Source organism: Maribacter sp. PR1, assembly GCF_028464145.1.
GTDB lineage: Bacteria > Bacteroidota > Bacteroidia > Flavobacteriales > Flavobacteriaceae > Maribacter.
Map to the genome: position 1 here is coordinate 224,689 of NZ_JAQPCG010000003.1, position 13,329 is coordinate 238,017.

The 13,329-nt window shown below is 37.3% G+C and carries 15 protein-coding genes; 7 read left to right on the forward strand and 8 right to left on the reverse strand.

The features are described 5' to 3' along the window. Positions 1-3: 3 nt before the first annotated feature. Complete coding sequence (locus PP182_RS07435; protein ID WP_272650718.1) at positions 4-492, reverse strand: RNA polymerase sigma factor; 489 nt, start codon at positions 490-492, stop codon at positions 4-6. A 141-nt stretch (positions 493-633) separates the two neighbouring features. Here PP182_RS07435 and PP182_RS07440 point away from each other — a divergent pair, with 141 nt between their 5' ends. Continuing rightward, complete coding sequence (locus tag PP182_RS07440; protein ID WP_272650719.1) at positions 634-771, forward strand: hypothetical protein; 138 nt, start codon at positions 634-636, stop codon at positions 769-771. A gap of 3 nt (positions 772-774) precedes the next feature. Here the strand turns inward: PP182_RS07440 and PP182_RS07445 are convergent, their stop codons facing one another. From PP182_RS07445 to PP182_RS07455, 3 genes are read right to left on the reverse strand one after another with little or no spacing between them, the layout of a single operon-like run. Beyond that, positions 775-1,866, reverse strand: a complete 1,092-nt coding sequence (locus PP182_RS07445) for an amidohydrolase family protein (protein WP_272650720.1) — start codon at positions 1,864-1,866, stop codon at positions 775-777. Between the two features lie 10 nt (positions 1,867-1,876). Further along, the gene (locus tag PP182_RS07450; protein WP_272650721.1) at positions 1,877-2,494 is read right to left on the reverse strand and encodes a nucleotidyltransferase family protein; all 618 of its coding nucleotides are present in this window, start codon (positions 2,492-2,494) and stop codon (positions 1,877-1,879) included. After that, positions 2,491-3,501 carry an XdhC family protein gene (locus tag PP182_RS07455; RefSeq protein ID WP_272650722.1) on the reverse strand — a complete coding sequence of 337 codons (1,011 nt, stop codon included), beginning with the start codon at positions 3,499-3,501 and terminating at the stop codon, positions 2,491-2,493. The genes PP182_RS07450 and PP182_RS07455 overlap by 4 nt, the downstream gene beginning before the upstream one ends. Before the next feature lie 173 nt (positions 3,502-3,674). On the opposite strand from PP182_RS07455, the gene PP182_RS07460 reads away from it, so the two are divergent. The 3 genes from PP182_RS07460 (at position 3,675) to PP182_RS07470 (ending at position 6,131) form a co-directional block, all read left to right on the forward strand. Continuing rightward, positions 3,675-4,766 carry a vWA domain-containing protein gene (locus PP182_RS07460; protein WP_272650723.1) on the forward strand — a complete coding sequence of 364 codons (1,092 nt, stop codon included), beginning with the start codon at positions 3,675-3,677 and terminating at the stop codon, positions 4,764-4,766. 202 nt (positions 4,767-4,968) lie between these two features. Further along, a complete protein-coding gene (locus PP182_RS07465) occupies positions 4,969-5,796 on the forward strand; it encodes an OmpA/MotB family protein (RefSeq protein WP_272650724.1) in 828 nt (275 codons plus the stop codon). Between the two features lie 167 nt (positions 5,797-5,963). Beyond that, a complete protein-coding gene (locus PP182_RS07470) occupies positions 5,964-6,131 on the forward strand; it encodes a hypothetical protein (protein ID WP_272650725.1) in 168 nt (55 codons plus the stop codon). Positions 6,132-6,139: 8 nt separating this feature from the next. On the opposite strand, the gene PP182_RS07475 is transcribed toward PP182_RS07470, so the two are convergent. The 3 genes from PP182_RS07475 to PP182_RS07485 are packed head-to-tail and all read right to left on the reverse strand — an operon-like array spanning position 6,140 to position 8,681. Beyond that, positions 6,140-7,606: a M14 family metallopeptidase gene (locus PP182_RS07475; RefSeq protein WP_272650726.1), complete on the reverse strand. Its 1,467-nt coding sequence runs from the start codon at positions 7,604-7,606 to the stop codon at positions 6,140-6,142. Then, positions 7,603-8,256: a peptidoglycan recognition protein family protein gene (locus PP182_RS07480; protein ID WP_272650727.1), complete on the reverse strand. Its 654-nt coding sequence runs from the start codon at positions 8,254-8,256 to the stop codon at positions 7,603-7,605. The genes PP182_RS07475 and PP182_RS07480 overlap by 4 nt, the downstream gene beginning before the upstream one ends. Continuing rightward, on the reverse strand, positions 8,253-8,681 hold the full coding sequence (locus PP182_RS07485; RefSeq protein ID WP_272650728.1) for a 3D domain-containing protein: 429 nt from the start codon (positions 8,679-8,681) through the stop codon (positions 8,253-8,255). Before PP182_RS07485 ends, PP182_RS07480 begins: the two co-directional genes overlap by 4 nt. Positions 8,682-8,803: 122 nt before the next feature. Between PP182_RS07485 and PP182_RS07490 the strand changes: the two genes are divergently transcribed. Beyond that, positions 8,804-10,138, forward strand: coding sequence for a serine hydrolase domain-containing protein (locus tag PP182_RS07490; protein ID WP_272650729.1), 1,335 nt, complete (start codon positions 8,804-8,806; stop codon positions 10,136-10,138). A gap of 290 nt (positions 10,139-10,428) precedes the next feature. Here PP182_RS07490 and PP182_RS07495 read toward each other — a convergent pair whose 3' ends face one another. Next, on the reverse strand, positions 10,429-11,271 hold the full coding sequence (locus PP182_RS07495) for a 1,4-dihydroxy-2-naphthoyl-CoA synthase (protein ID WP_272650730.1): 843 nt from the start codon (positions 11,269-11,271) through the stop codon (positions 10,429-10,431). Between the two features lie 147 nt (positions 11,272-11,418). Here PP182_RS07495 and PP182_RS07500 point away from each other — a divergent pair, with 147 nt between their 5' ends. Next, positions 11,419-12,150 (forward strand): phosphatase PAP2 family protein, encoded by a 732-nt coding sequence (locus PP182_RS07500; protein ID WP_272650731.1) that lies wholly within the window; start codon positions 11,419-11,421, stop codon positions 12,148-12,150. A 42-nt stretch (positions 12,151-12,192) separates the two neighbouring features. After that, positions 12,193-13,326, forward strand: coding sequence for an amidohydrolase (locus PP182_RS07505; protein ID WP_272650732.1), 1,134 nt, complete (start codon positions 12,193-12,195; stop codon positions 13,324-13,326). Positions 13,327-13,329 lie beyond the last annotated feature (3 nt).

Genomic DNA, 13,329 nt, shown 5'->3' on the forward strand with positions numbered 1-13,329 from the left:
ATATTATGAATTTGTCATGTTCTGCTTTAATTTTTGTTTAATACGGGAAATTCTAGTGCCCACATTAGAAGGATTGAGCCCCGTAATACTTGCAATTTCCTTATAGCTCTTGCCTTCTAGCAATAATAACATCAGACCCTTTTCCAAAGTATTTAGTTGTTTTATATGCAGGTAAAGTGATTTTAGGCGCTCCTCAAAAACTTCATCTTTAGTGTCAGAGGCACTCAATAAATACTCGGGCAAGGGAACTGAACTTGGGCTTCTTTTGGATTTTTTTAAATGGGTTATTGCCGTGTTCATCGCAACCCTATACATCCAAGTGCTTATTTTGGCTTCGTTCCTAAACGTGTCAAAATATTTCCAAAGCTGATAGACTATCTCTTGAAACAGATCTTCACGATCCTGTTCATTATTCGTATATATGGAGGTGACTTTGTATATTAATCCCTGATGCTTCCGTATTACATCCGCAAAATCCTTTGCATTACCCATTAGAGCTCTTATTCTTTTTTAAATAGGTATGTAATGTGCCAAAAAAATCACATTATTGGAGAATTATTTTTTTGAAGCCCACTATATTGAAAGCAATACAACAAAAAAATATTGAAAACGTTATGACTAAAAAGAAATGATATGCAATTCTTAAATAAGGAAATTGAGCTACTTACCAAACGAAAGATGACATCATCATTGGTTAAAAAGGAAATATCCTGTGGTATATTTCAAGACGTGGAAAAGCTTCCACAAAAAGAACAAAAAACCAATCCATAAGAATTATTGTTCAAACAAAGACCGGTCTAAGCCCGGTATTAAGTTCAGTGCATTTTTATAATATACCTTTTTTAGGACTTCATCAGGAAGATTAAGTCCGTACATGGCCCAAAATGCATGATATTTTTTATAGTATGGAAAATATTCATCGTTACTTTCCAGAACCCTAAAGTAGGTTGGGAACTCTTCCGGTTTCCAGCTATCCTTTCCAAAAAGAATTCTATCTTGATATTTAAGAAAGAATGCTCGGGCATTCTGAGGTTGTCGACCTAACTCTGCGATAACCGCCGATATACCTACATTCATATTAGGAATTTCATCCAACAATTCTCCTAACTTACCCAAATTATTGGCATACCACCCCATATGGGCATTGATAAATTTAGTGTTGGGATGTTTTTTAAATACATTATGTTGTTCTTGAATGATTTGTTCCCAAGGCGCAGGGTCTGTGGCCGACCTTTTTCTTCTTGGGTGTGTTTTCAACTCTAACCACCGCTCATTGTCACTATCCATATCATCCCAAAATGATTTTGGGTCAGCCGCATGAATCAGAACGGGTACGCCCATTTCTCCACATTTGGCCCAGATAGGGTCCAATCTGGGGTCGTCAATGGCAAGTCTTTTACCCGAGGCATCCTTGTAGCGAAGTCCTAGACTCTTATATATTTTTAGACCCTTGGCACCATTATTAATATCCTTTTCTAATTGATTGGCTGCACTTTTACCCCAATCTGGTCCATCTACACCTTCAAAATCTACATTTGCAAAAACGACAAAACGATTAGGGAAACTTTTGTTGATGTTATCCAATTTCTCTTGGAGTTGGTCTCCAGAGCCACCGCTTAAATTTACCATAATGCCTTCATTCAAGGCTTCCATATCTTGTAACAAGCTGGTCAATTTATCAACTGACATATCTCTTTGATGACTGTGAACATCTATAAAAGGAAACTTGGCTTGCTTTATTTCCTTCCCTGGTACAACCAAGGTAGAAGTAGGGTTATACTCTTCAAAACCCATTTCCTGTCCTCTCATATTTGTTAAAAAAAGAAGGATAATAGCAGTTAGCATTAATTTTAGAGAAATTTTCATGGAATTTTCTTTATTGATGATGGTGTTCGTTGTACAATTTTTCATATTCTTCCGGGGTATCTATATCCTTTAATATAGAATTTGTATCTAATGCAACTAGGGATGACTGATATTTGGTGAGTATGTGTTTCGCACCAAAATCCGAATCTAAACTTAAAAGCTCATTTAATACCGTTCCGCTGAAAATAGCAGGCACCCCTACTCTATTCTTGTAATTGCTAGCAACAATAGGATATATGCTCGTTTCAAAATGAGATTGAAGACGTTTAAAGTAAGTATCCGTGACTAAAGGCTGATCGGCCAGACAGACTAGTACACCGGCAACTTCCACATTATCTTTTAAAATATGTTCAATACCAACAGAAATACTATTACCTAATCCCTTGTCCCAAGTCGGATTATGAATTACCTCTACCAATTGTGATTCAAAATCCAATTGATGTCGTATTTTTTCAGAATTCGCTCCTAAAACCACAAACACTTTTTCGAGACCTAACTTTATAAGTGTATTTAGTGCGTGCTGCAGTAAAAAAGTCCCCTTCCAGGGTAATAATTGCTTAATACCTCTCATTCTACTCGATTGACCGGCCGCTAAAAGAAGAGCTGATATGTTTTTATTTTGAATCAATTATGAATTCCTTTTTTCTTGTTTTTCAACATCATGGGTTCTTGGCGACGAACAACTGCAAGAATTTCGGATAGGATAGCTATTGCAATTTCTTCTGGCGCCTCGGCTCCAATATTTAGTCCGGCAGGTCCATGTATTTTATCAAAAAAATCAAAATTATCATCAGGATAAAGCTCAATATATTCATTGAACAGTTTTTCCCTTCTCTTAGAAGGTCCTAAAAGACCAAAATACATGGGGTTACAATCCTTAACGGCGTTTAAATATTTTAAATCTTTTACATAACTATGCGTCATTAAAATCAAAGCCGTTTGACCGTCAATTTTTTCAATAGGTAAATCTATGGGTTCCACATTCCACAACTCGTCAATTCCCGGGAAATCAGCTACCGTTTTTCCTTCGGCAGGAACAACACTGACCGAAACCTCCCAACCCATTTCCAAGGCTATTTTGGATAATTTTACTGCATCGTGTTCCCCACCAACAATGGCTATTTTATAGCAAGGTTTGAGTTCTTGCTCATAAATTACATTATTATTTTCCTTGGATAATTTAGGATTTAAAGCTATTTGTTCCTTATCAAAAACAAAAAAAGAACCGATGTTCCCATGTTCCCCATATTCTTTTTGGAAATAGGAACAAATTTTAAAGGAATTCCGTTCTTTTAAAGCTCTTTCAAAACATTCCAATAGTTCTTGCTTCGGATGAAAGGGTTCTATTAGAATGTAAAGAATACCTTCGCATCCCAATCTAAATCTACCATCATAGGTCATTATTTTGGACTTGCCCGTTTTAAAAACGCTCGCTGCTTGAAACAATACCTCTTTCTCCACGCATCCACCACTGACAGCGCCTACCATTTGTCCATTTTCGCAAATTAACATACGCACCCCTGGTCGTCTATAAGAGGAACCATCCAAAGCAACAACGGTTGCCAAAACGGTATTTAAACCCTTTTCATGTAGTTTACTATATTCTCTAAAAATATTTTTTAGTTCGTGCGTCATTATAATCGTAAGGATGATGTAATTTTGGCCTCTGAAATACGGAAATTACCTATTCCAACCTGTTTTTTAAAGGGATAAGAGTTTCTTTAACATTCTTTAACATAATTTTTTTATTTACCTATAATTTCTAAGCAGAAAGACCGTTTTGCTTGTTGAACTCAAAATGTATGACTATGAAATCGTTCTTTAGAACTTTTAGTTTTTTATTTGCAATCTCCCTTTTTGTTTCTTGCGGTAATGCTGATGATGATGTAAATCTGGACCTCAATTTTGGAGATGGACTTGGCAAAGGCACCCCCGTAGATGATTGTTTGGGTCTAGAAGAAGGAGAGCTTGTGCTATCCATTCAAGATCAGTATACCACTTTACCAGGAAAAGTATCCATATTTTTCAAAGTTTCGGATACCAATGGCAACCCGGTACCAGGCTTGGAGGCCAACCAATTTACAATTTATGAGCAAGGTAGAAACGATGATTGTTTTAACACGATTTCCACTTCGGAATCTTTTGCCCGAATTTCCCCTAATTCTCAAATATTTACGAACAACACACTTTTGGTGTTGGATTTGAGTAATAGTGTCTTGGAAAGTAGTTTACAGGAGTTGAAAATGGCAAGTGCAAGTTTTGTAGAAAATGTAATGCCAGCCACATCCCAAGAATCCTTTCAAATGGCTATTTATTGGTTTGATGGGGAAGACGAACTACATTTATTAAATGAGCTTACTCCTTCTAAAGAAGAGCTTATAGCGTCCATTAATGGAATTACCGATAGTATAAGTTCCGACCCATCCACAGATTTATACGGGGCTGTGATAAAATCTACTGATATTGCGACCGATTTAGTTAACCAGACGACTTCAGGTGATAAAATTGGAGCGGCTTCTGTTGTTATTTTTACCGATGGTACGGACCAAGCTTCAAGATATAGCGAAGAAGCTGCGCTTAAAAAAGTTAATGATGCAAATGCCAACATTTCTTTTTTTAGTATAGGTTTAGGTAGTGAAATTGACACACAGGTGCTTATGGATATCGGTAAGACATCAAGTGTTTTTGCAAGTAATAAAGAGGATTTGGAGGATACTTTCAATGAAATCTCCGAAAAAGTGTCGGAACGTGCTAATAGCTTTTATTTATTTGAATATTGTAGCCCAAAACGTGACGGAAGCGGTGAAAACAATTTGGCTATCGAAGTTAATACGGGAACTAGGCAAGGTGCGGTTCAAACTAAATTCAACGCCGCAGGTTTCACAGGTGGTTGTGAGTAACTAGAAAAAAGAAATAATAAAAAAGAGGCTTTTAGGCCTCTTTTTTTATGCAATTTATTTAAGATATAAAATACTGAATATCAATTTCTAATAGTTGTTCATCCCGTGCAAATATGGGGGAGTCAATCCGATTAAACATCCATTTTTGAATTTTCTTCGTAAATGATGTTGAACGATAATATGAATTAAAAGAACTTTTAAAATGAAAAAATTATCAATTATCGGTGTGATGTCTATTGCACTTTTATCTTCTTGTGTTTCGAAAAAGAAATATGTCGCGTTAGAAGACAACCTAGCTCAAACACAAAGCAGATTGACCAAGACTCAAGTTGAGAAAGAGGAGTTAGAAACTAAGATGGCTAAAATTGAGGCGCGTGTAGAGGAGTATAACTCAAAAATAAACTCGCTTAAGGAAATAAATGACAGTCAATATACTTATGTGGATGATGTTACCGTGATGAGCAACAACACGAAGGAGAACATGAGAAAGACCTTGGAAAAGGTTGATCAAGCTAAATTGGCAGAGGCCAAGACGCTGCAGGACTCTATGAACCTTGCGGTTTCGTACAAGCTTAAACAATCGATTTCCGATGAAAATGAGGATGTGGATGTAAGCATTGACAAAACGGTGGTTATGATTAATATCTCCGATGAGTTATTATTTAATACGGCTGGATATAGAGTAAGCAATAAGGCAGAAAATATTCTTAAAAAACTTGCAGACGTTATAAATTCTGAGCCAAGTATGGAAGTAATGGTTGAAGGGCATACCGATTCCAGAACCATTAACACCACATTGTTTGAGGATAACTGGGATTTGAGTGTAAAGCGTGCCACTTCCATAGTTCGTGAGCTGCAAAACAAATATGACGTTGATCCTACACAATTGATTGCTGCCGGTAGAAGTAGTTACCTTCCACTTGTAGAAAACGACTCCAAAGAAAATATGGCCAAAAACAGAAGGACCAAAATTGTAATTCTTCCGAATTTGGATAAATTCTTTGCCTTGTTGGATACGGCAAGTTTATAAAATACAATCGATATCAGATGTAAAGGGAGGCAATAGCTTCCCTTTTTTATTTTAAGAAAGTAGGGTTTTGTGGTCCGATAATTGTTTATATATTATAGTAACCCCAAAGATTACTAAACTTAACATCCTAAAGACTATGGATATGTTGAATTTAAAAAGAAGAAGTCATGGATGTACTCAACGAGATTTATCAAAAAAGTGCCTTGGGCATTTTACCGGAACCTATTAAGAGTTTGGTTCTTTTCATATTTTCGGCCATTGTAACAATATTAATTACCATGTTGTATCTGTTGTTAAAACATGGTCACTATTTAAACGTTCAGTTCGGTTATTAATTTAATAATTACCTAAATATCATGGCGTTTGGAATTTCTATGTTTTCTGATTCTAAATCAATCAGAAAACCATTGATAACCCCGTAGTGAAACTTTCCATCTTTTTTCATAAAAAATGTCGGGTTTATTCCTGGTTGAAGTCTAAAATCGGGCTTTTTATACTTTTCACTGACAATATGAAAGGGGGCTGGCGAATTCAAGGACTTGGACGGAATTTGAGCTAGTTTGATGTATCCAAAACCCTGAGACAATAACGCTTTGGTGTCTAATTTTTTTAGGCCTTCTAAATCGGATACGACCTCTGGATAAATTTTTGCTTCCACAAGTTCGTAACCTTCCGCATCCAAGGTCTCATAGCCATAATAAGTAGACAAATCCCCTTGGTCCCAGACTCTACTACTGTACCAAAAATCATCGTGACCTTCGTAATCCACTTCCACTTGGTTAATTCCCAAATCAATAATATAAGGGTTGCCCATAAGATTGTAGGTAGCACCAACAATTTTCAAATCGAAAAGCATTCTATCGTTTTCTGGGATTTTCTCATATTCGGAAATATTTATATCCGTATAGTTTTGATTGGCAATGGTATAAATTGCGGATAGGATGGAAACATAATTCAATTTTCTTATTTCCTGTTTTTCTGTGTCTTCAGGATATCCTCCAGATTCAATTAAAATGGTACTGGTTCCCCACTTCTGAATATTGTCCCCAAATGCACGAGGCTCAAAATCATCGTTGTATCGCCCTACCTGACCCGGAGCATACTTTTGAAGGATATTATTCATAAATACGATTATCTTCATCGCATTTCCACGAACTTGGTTAATCTCCTTTTCATAATTATAGGCCGGTGCCAAATACGAAATTGTAGCCGGTTTCTCAGTTCTTTCCGCATTATAATAGGTACTCTGATCGTGAAGGTTAAAACCAAAATCGGCTTCTAGACTATCACGTACCCGCTTAAGCGTTTGGCTTTCTGGTGCTTGCAATCGTAAGGCATCTCTATTGATATCGATTCCCAAAAGATTTCGCCGTTGAAATAGTTCCGCCCCATCGGGATTTAGCATGGGTAGAAAGTGAACTTTTAAATTGGACAGGATTTCTTCTTTTTCTTTGGCAAAATCCGAACTGTTCAGAAAATTAAGGATATCGAAGATGGCCTGTGTGGCCGTAGGTTCGTCTCCGTGCATCTGTGACCAAAGAAAAACATCGGTATCACCTGATCCTATACTCACAAGCGATAAGTCCTTTCCCCCTATCGAAGTCCCAATCTTAGTTACCGTAAATCTGGGATTATTTTTAAATTTTTCCAGTAAGGGCTGAATATCGGTATGTTTAATGCGCCTTTTACCAATAGAAGGCTCTTTGTACGATTCATAGGTCTCATACAACTGTGTAGTTATATCTTGAGCATGTACGGGAAAAATCATAAATACAAAAAAGAAATAGGCAATACTTTTATATAATTTCATTCGGGTAAAGCTTTAAAATTAAGATCTTTAACGGCGTTTCTAACTTTATTCATAAAATCGGTTCCTGGGTCTGTTTTCTGGGTTCTATACCCATTATCCTGTTCCAACCATAAGGGGTGGTCTTCAAACTTGGTATACTCGTAATGACCGATCAAATAATCGATATCATATTTATTGGCCAAATAACGAACTAGCCAAATATTCGACTTTACCTGGGCTTTGGTCAAAGGTTGTCCCTCATCTCCGCCAACATTTTCAACTCCGATGGCACAATGGTTTAGCCCAATTACATGGCGGGCCATTGTTGTTTCAGGGAGTAACCTATAAATAGTTCCATCGCGGTCTACCATAAACTGAGAAGAAACATTAAGGGCACCGGCGGTATTTATATCTGGACGTGAATTAGGTAAAGTAGAACGATTAAAAGCCTTGAATGATTCCTCGAAGGTGGGAATCACCGTCCAATGTAAAACAACCATTTTAGGTTCAATTTCAGGAGAATCCTTTTGTAATCCATACCTGTCGGAAAGATACTCCAATGTCAATATTTTACGTTCTTCATCAAAAGTGATAGGTCGGTCAACTATGGTATTAGTTGACTTGCATGAAATTACAATAAAACAAATCGTAAAAAAGTATATATATTTCATTCTTTGGTTTCCGCTGTGGAGTCCTTTAAAACGGCATATTTAATTTCAATCTTTCTTCTCCCCCATTTTTTAGCCTTATTTCTATCCTCTCCCATGTAAATATCAATTCGATTTTTCCATCTGGGATGCATTTTATCCTTTACAATGTAAATTCCCTCAAAAGTATCAATTTTAACCAAAGTATTATGCCTTAAACCTCTACCAATTAGGTCTCGGGAAACGGCAATCCATTTCACCCCAGGTTTTATGGAATCTCCCCATGCCGTTATCTCCGGGTGCTCATAGGATGTTTGCCCTGGAAAAGAATTGTAGGCCGTTGCAGTCACTTTTAACGGTATCCAATCATAGCTTGGTTCTTCAATTTTGGGCTCACCACAAGCTTGAACTATGAATAGGATTGACAGTAAAAAAATAAATCGATACATGGTTATTAAAAGAATCTCAATATAACAATTATCTCAACTGTTTGTATATATTGAAATTTTGGGTGCGCAGGTGTCCAAGTATTCTTATGTTTTTCAATACTTTTAAGGGCAGTTATCAGCTTATGAAAAAAATAAAATGGACACTTGCAATTCTCTTGATCGGATTGCTTGTTATAGGTTACTTCAATTATCCAAAACTCAATTTAATTTCTGGTTACGCTTCCAAAAATTTGGCTTCGAATGTTTTTTTAGCTGGAAGGGATGCCTATTTGGTGAATAAAATCGATCACAACATGCCATTGATCGGTTTGGCCAAAGCAGAAATCAATCCACAAGAAAACGCTGCTACAGCTTCCGTTTATGGACTCTTGCCGAGAAAGTCGGTATATAAAGAGGGTTTAGGTGCGGTTTTGACTAACGAAACCTATGCTTCCCACAATTTTAATATTATTCCGAAACGGACAAAAAGGTCTGATAGCCTTCCATTTCCATTTGGGAATAAGGGAATTGAGGATACTATTTTACAAAATGTGGATTATGATAAGTTAGAATATGTTCTTTCATCAGCAATAAGCGATTCCGTCCAAAAAACAAGAAGCCTTTTAGTTGTTTATAAAAATCAGATTATTGGAGAAAAATATACTAACGGATTCACGAAAGATACCAAAATCTTAGGCTGGTCCATGACCAAAAGTATTTTGGGTACGCTTTATGGTATCCTGGACTATGAAAATAAAATTACCATGGACTATAAACCCTTTCCGATGGTTTTAGGTACAAATGGACCCAAAGAGGATATCACCTTAAACCATTTACTGCGAATGCAAAGTGGATTAGCTTGGGAAGAGGATTATTTTAAAATATCCGATGTCACTAGAATGCTTTTTTTGGATTCGGATATGACGAAGGCTCAAGCAGATAATAAGATGATTGCAAAACCCACGGAAATTTGGAACTATTCCTCTGGCACCAGTAATCTACTATCTGGGATTTTGAGAAAACAATTCAAAACCCATCAGGAATATTTGGATTTCCCGTATTCAAAACTTATTGATAGAATTGGTATGTACTCTATGTTGCTAGAAACCGATTTAGAAGGGAACTTCGTTGGTTCTTCCTACGGATGGGCAACTACAAGGGATTGGGCAAAATTTGGACTGTTATATCTTCATAATGGCGATTGGAACGGTGACCGACTTTTTTCCGAAGAATGGATAGCGTATGTAACCAAGCCAACAAAGCATTCCAATGGTACTTATGGAGCTCACTTTTGGTTAAACGCAGAAGGGAAATACCCAGATTTACCAAGGGATTTGTATTCCGCGAATGGTTTTCAAGGACAAAGGGTGTTTATCATTCCCTCAAAAGATGTCGTCATTGTACGTACAGGGTTAGAAGAACAATCGGACGAGCAGTTTAACACCCTTATTGGAAATATCTTACGAACCATTAAATAGGGAATACTTTTCTAAAAGAAATGTAAGTGTTTTCAATTAGACTACAATTTTCTCTTGGTTGACCACAAATCTGCCTTGGCAGACAACAATAGTTTCCTGATACCTTATAACCTCGCTACTTTTACAGTGTTACAAAAACGAATTAATTTTTTTCATTTTCATATAGTGTTCTCGTAAAAGAGTCTGGTCTTCGCTGATTGGGCTCTTTTTAGTTTATGTCCGTTAAAGATATCTTTTCGACCTCCCTTACCGACGCTGTAATTAGAACCTAGTAGTACATATGGAAATATTTAAGGAATCCAATTGTCTTTACCAAAATCGGGCTTTCGCTTTTCCAAAAAGGCGTTCCTGCCTTCTTTTGCCTCGTCAGTCATATAGGCCAATCGTGTAGCCTCACCGGCAAATACCTGTTGCCCCACCATACCATCATCGGTCAAGTTCATAGCGAACTTTAGCATTTTTATGGAAGTCGGGGATTTTTGTAAAACTTCTTGCGCCCATTCAAAAGCTGTATCCTCCAGTTCAGAATGGGTAACCACGGCATTTACCATCCCCATCTCAAAAGCTTCCTGAGCGGAATAGTTTCTTCCTAAAAAGAATATTTCACGAGCCTTTTTCTGGCCTACCATTTTGGCGAGATATGCTGACCCATAGCCACCGTCAAAACTAGTGACATCTGCATCGGTCTGTTTAAAGATGGCATGCTCCTTACTCGCCAAAGTCATGTCGCATACCACATGTAAGCTATGACCACCACCAACGGCCCAACCCGGGACTACCGCAATAACTACCTTAGGCATAAAACGTATCATACGTTGAACCTCCAGAATATTTAATCGATGTTGTCCATCTTGACCTACATATCCCTTATGTCCCCTAGCTTTTTGATCTCCTCCGCTGCAAAATGACCAGATGCCATCTTTGGTCGATGGTCCTTCAGCGGAAAGTAATACTACACCGATAGAGGTATCCTCTTGCGCATCATAAAATGCCTTAATCAATTCACTCGTAGTTTTCGGCCTAAAGGCATTCCTCACATTAGGGCGGTTAAAAGCAATTCTTGCTACACCATCACTTTTTTTATAGGTAATATCTTCAAATTCCAGGGCAGTCTGCCATTTGGGTGATTTCATCCGGTTATCTTTAAATTTTGAGCTATAAAGATAAATGTTCCTTTTCAAGTCTACCAAGAACTAAGCAAATGAGTTAGCATCTATAGGATTTCCGATGCTACATATTCAATTTTTGTTTTAAGTTTATACCTCTTGTATTTCATTAGTATGAAGAAAACACTTTACACAGTAATAAAATCAATTCGAACTTTTTTATCGGAAAAGTTTCACCAGGAAGATTCCAGGCTACCGTATTTTATTACGGTTTTGGTTTCTTTGGTTATTGTTGTCGGAGGCATAAATCTATTTATTGAACTGACTGATACTTTGAAAACTGATACCCTGGCCAGTTACGATACGGCCATTACCGATTACGTGCTTTCTTTTCGAAACCCTATGCTTACCAAATACTTTGTTTTTGTCACTGATATTGGTGATGTCAATGGTTATCTTATTGTCCTGTCACTTTTTGCCTTTATTTCTTGGCTTGTTTTAAAACAATGGAAATATGTTTTGCAAGCTACCATAGTTCTGGCCTTGGCTACCTTTTCCAATATGGCCTTAAAACGATTTATAGACCGAGCTAGACCGGGTATAGAGCACTTGGTTTCCGTAAAAACCTTAAGTTATCCAAGTGGGCATGCCATGAGTGCCATGGCGTTTTTCGGCTTTTTAATGTATCTGATTTCCAAACTCGATATCCACAGGGTATTAAAGTACTTTTTGATATTTATATTTGGCCTATTAATCCTCAGTATAGGTATCAGTAGAATCTATTTGGGTGTACACTTCCCATCCGATATTGCAGGTGGATTTATTGCAGGTTTTATTTGGGTAGTCTTTTGCGTACTTGTTTTTGATTTAATCGAACTATTTAGGAGAGATCCCAATGTGAACTGAGGCTTTCTTAGTCTAAAATTCAACCTTAAAAATGATGAGCTAATGATAGCAAAGGTCAAAGAATTGAGAAAGGAGCTTCATCAATACCCAGAACTTTCTGGAGAGGAAATTGGAACGGCAAAGCGCATAAAATCCTTTATTTCCAAATATCACCCCACCAAGATTTTAGATAATCTTGGTGGAAATGGACTGGCTGCTATTTATGAATATTCCAATCAGGGAGCTACAATTGCGATACGATGTGAATTGGATGCCCTGCCCATTGTAGAAAAGAATCGATTCGATTATCGATCAAAGAATAATGGAGTATCACATAAATGTGGACATGACGGACACATGGCCATCGTTGCCGGACTTATGTTTTGGATTAAAGAACAGTCTTTTGCAGCCGGAAAAATCGTGTTACTGTTTCAACCTGCCGAAGAAACGGGGAAGGGAGCGGCAAGAATACTGGCGGATAGGCGATTCAACGAACTGAATATTGACTACATATTCGCTTTACATAATATTCCAGGCGTACCACTGCATACAGTGATACTCCCGAGACAGGGATTTTCCGCCGAAGTACAAAGTCTGGCCATATATTTTAAAGGTAAAGAATCACATGCCTCAGAACCGGAAAATGGTATAAATCCAGCACAGGCAATTGCGGAAATTACCTCCAAATTGTATGCGCTGAATCTGAATAACCCTAAAGATGATGGTTTTTCTATTCTAACTCCGATCCATATTCACATGGGTCAAAAATCCTACGGTATTTCACCAGCGAACGGGGAATTACATTACACGATTAGAACATGGAGTTCGAAAAGAATGCAGCAATTAAAAATGGAAATCGAAAAGATATGCAAGAAGATATGCCATTCCAATACATTAGATTATGACATAGAATGGTTTGAATATTTTCCCGCTTCTATCAATGATGACTACTGCAGCAAAATTATTCTTAATGCCATTGATACTAATGAATTAAAAAAGGTAGAGCGAACTTATCCCTTTACGTTTGGTGAGGATTTTGGTTGGTATTCTAAAACCTATAAAGCGGCCATGTTTGGTTTGGGTGCTGGAATGGATACTCCGGCCTTACATCATTCTGACTACGATTTCCCTGAGGAGCTTTTGTCCACAGGAATGGATATGTTCAAGACTATTATTTTGGAGGTATTAAATTCTTAGCAC

Excerpts from the sequence above, each read along its gene's own strand:
- PP182_RS07435 (WP_272650718.1), bottom strand. The coding sequence starts at position 492 with ATGGGTAATGCAAAGGATTTTGCGGATGTAATACGGAAGCATCAGGGA.
- PP182_RS07440 (WP_272650719.1), top strand. The coding sequence starts at position 634 with ATGCAATTCTTAAATAAGGAAATTGAGCTACTTACCAAACGAAAGATG.
- PP182_RS07445 (WP_272650720.1), bottom strand. The coding sequence starts at position 1,866 with ATGAAAATTTCTCTAAAATTAATGCTAACTGCTATTATCCTTCTTTTT.
- PP182_RS07455 (WP_272650722.1), bottom strand. The coding sequence starts at position 3,501 with ATGACGCACGAACTAAAAAATATTTTTAGAGAATATAGTAAACTACAT.
- PP182_RS07460 (WP_272650723.1), top strand. The coding sequence starts at position 3,675 with ATGAAATCGTTCTTTAGAACTTTTAGTTTTTTATTTGCAATCTCCCTT.
- PP182_RS07465 (WP_272650724.1), top strand. The coding sequence starts at position 4,969 with ATGAAAAAATTATCAATTATCGGTGTGATGTCTATTGCACTTTTATCT.
- PP182_RS07470 (WP_272650725.1), top strand. The coding sequence starts at position 5,964 with ATGGATGTACTCAACGAGATTTATCAAAAAAGTGCCTTGGGCATTTTA.
- PP182_RS07475 (WP_272650726.1), bottom strand. The coding sequence starts at position 7,606 with ATGAAATTATATAAAAGTATTGCCTATTTCTTTTTTGTATTTATGATT.
- PP182_RS07480 (WP_272650727.1), bottom strand. The coding sequence starts at position 8,256 with ATGAAATATATATACTTTTTTACGATTTGTTTTATTGTAATTTCATGC.
- PP182_RS07485 (WP_272650728.1), bottom strand. The coding sequence starts at position 8,681 with ATGTATCGATTTATTTTTTTACTGTCAATCCTATTCATAGTTCAAGCT.
- PP182_RS07490 (WP_272650729.1), top strand. The coding sequence starts at position 8,804 with ATGAAAAAAATAAAATGGACACTTGCAATTCTCTTGATCGGATTGCTT.
- PP182_RS07495 (WP_272650730.1), bottom strand. The coding sequence starts at position 11,271 with ATGAAATCACCCAAATGGCAGACTGCCCTGGAATTTGAAGATATTACC.
- PP182_RS07500 (WP_272650731.1), top strand. The coding sequence starts at position 11,419 with ATGAAGAAAACACTTTACACAGTAATAAAATCAATTCGAACTTTTTTA.
- PP182_RS07505 (WP_272650732.1), top strand. The coding sequence starts at position 12,193 with ATGATAGCAAAGGTCAAAGAATTGAGAAAGGAGCTTCATCAATACCCA.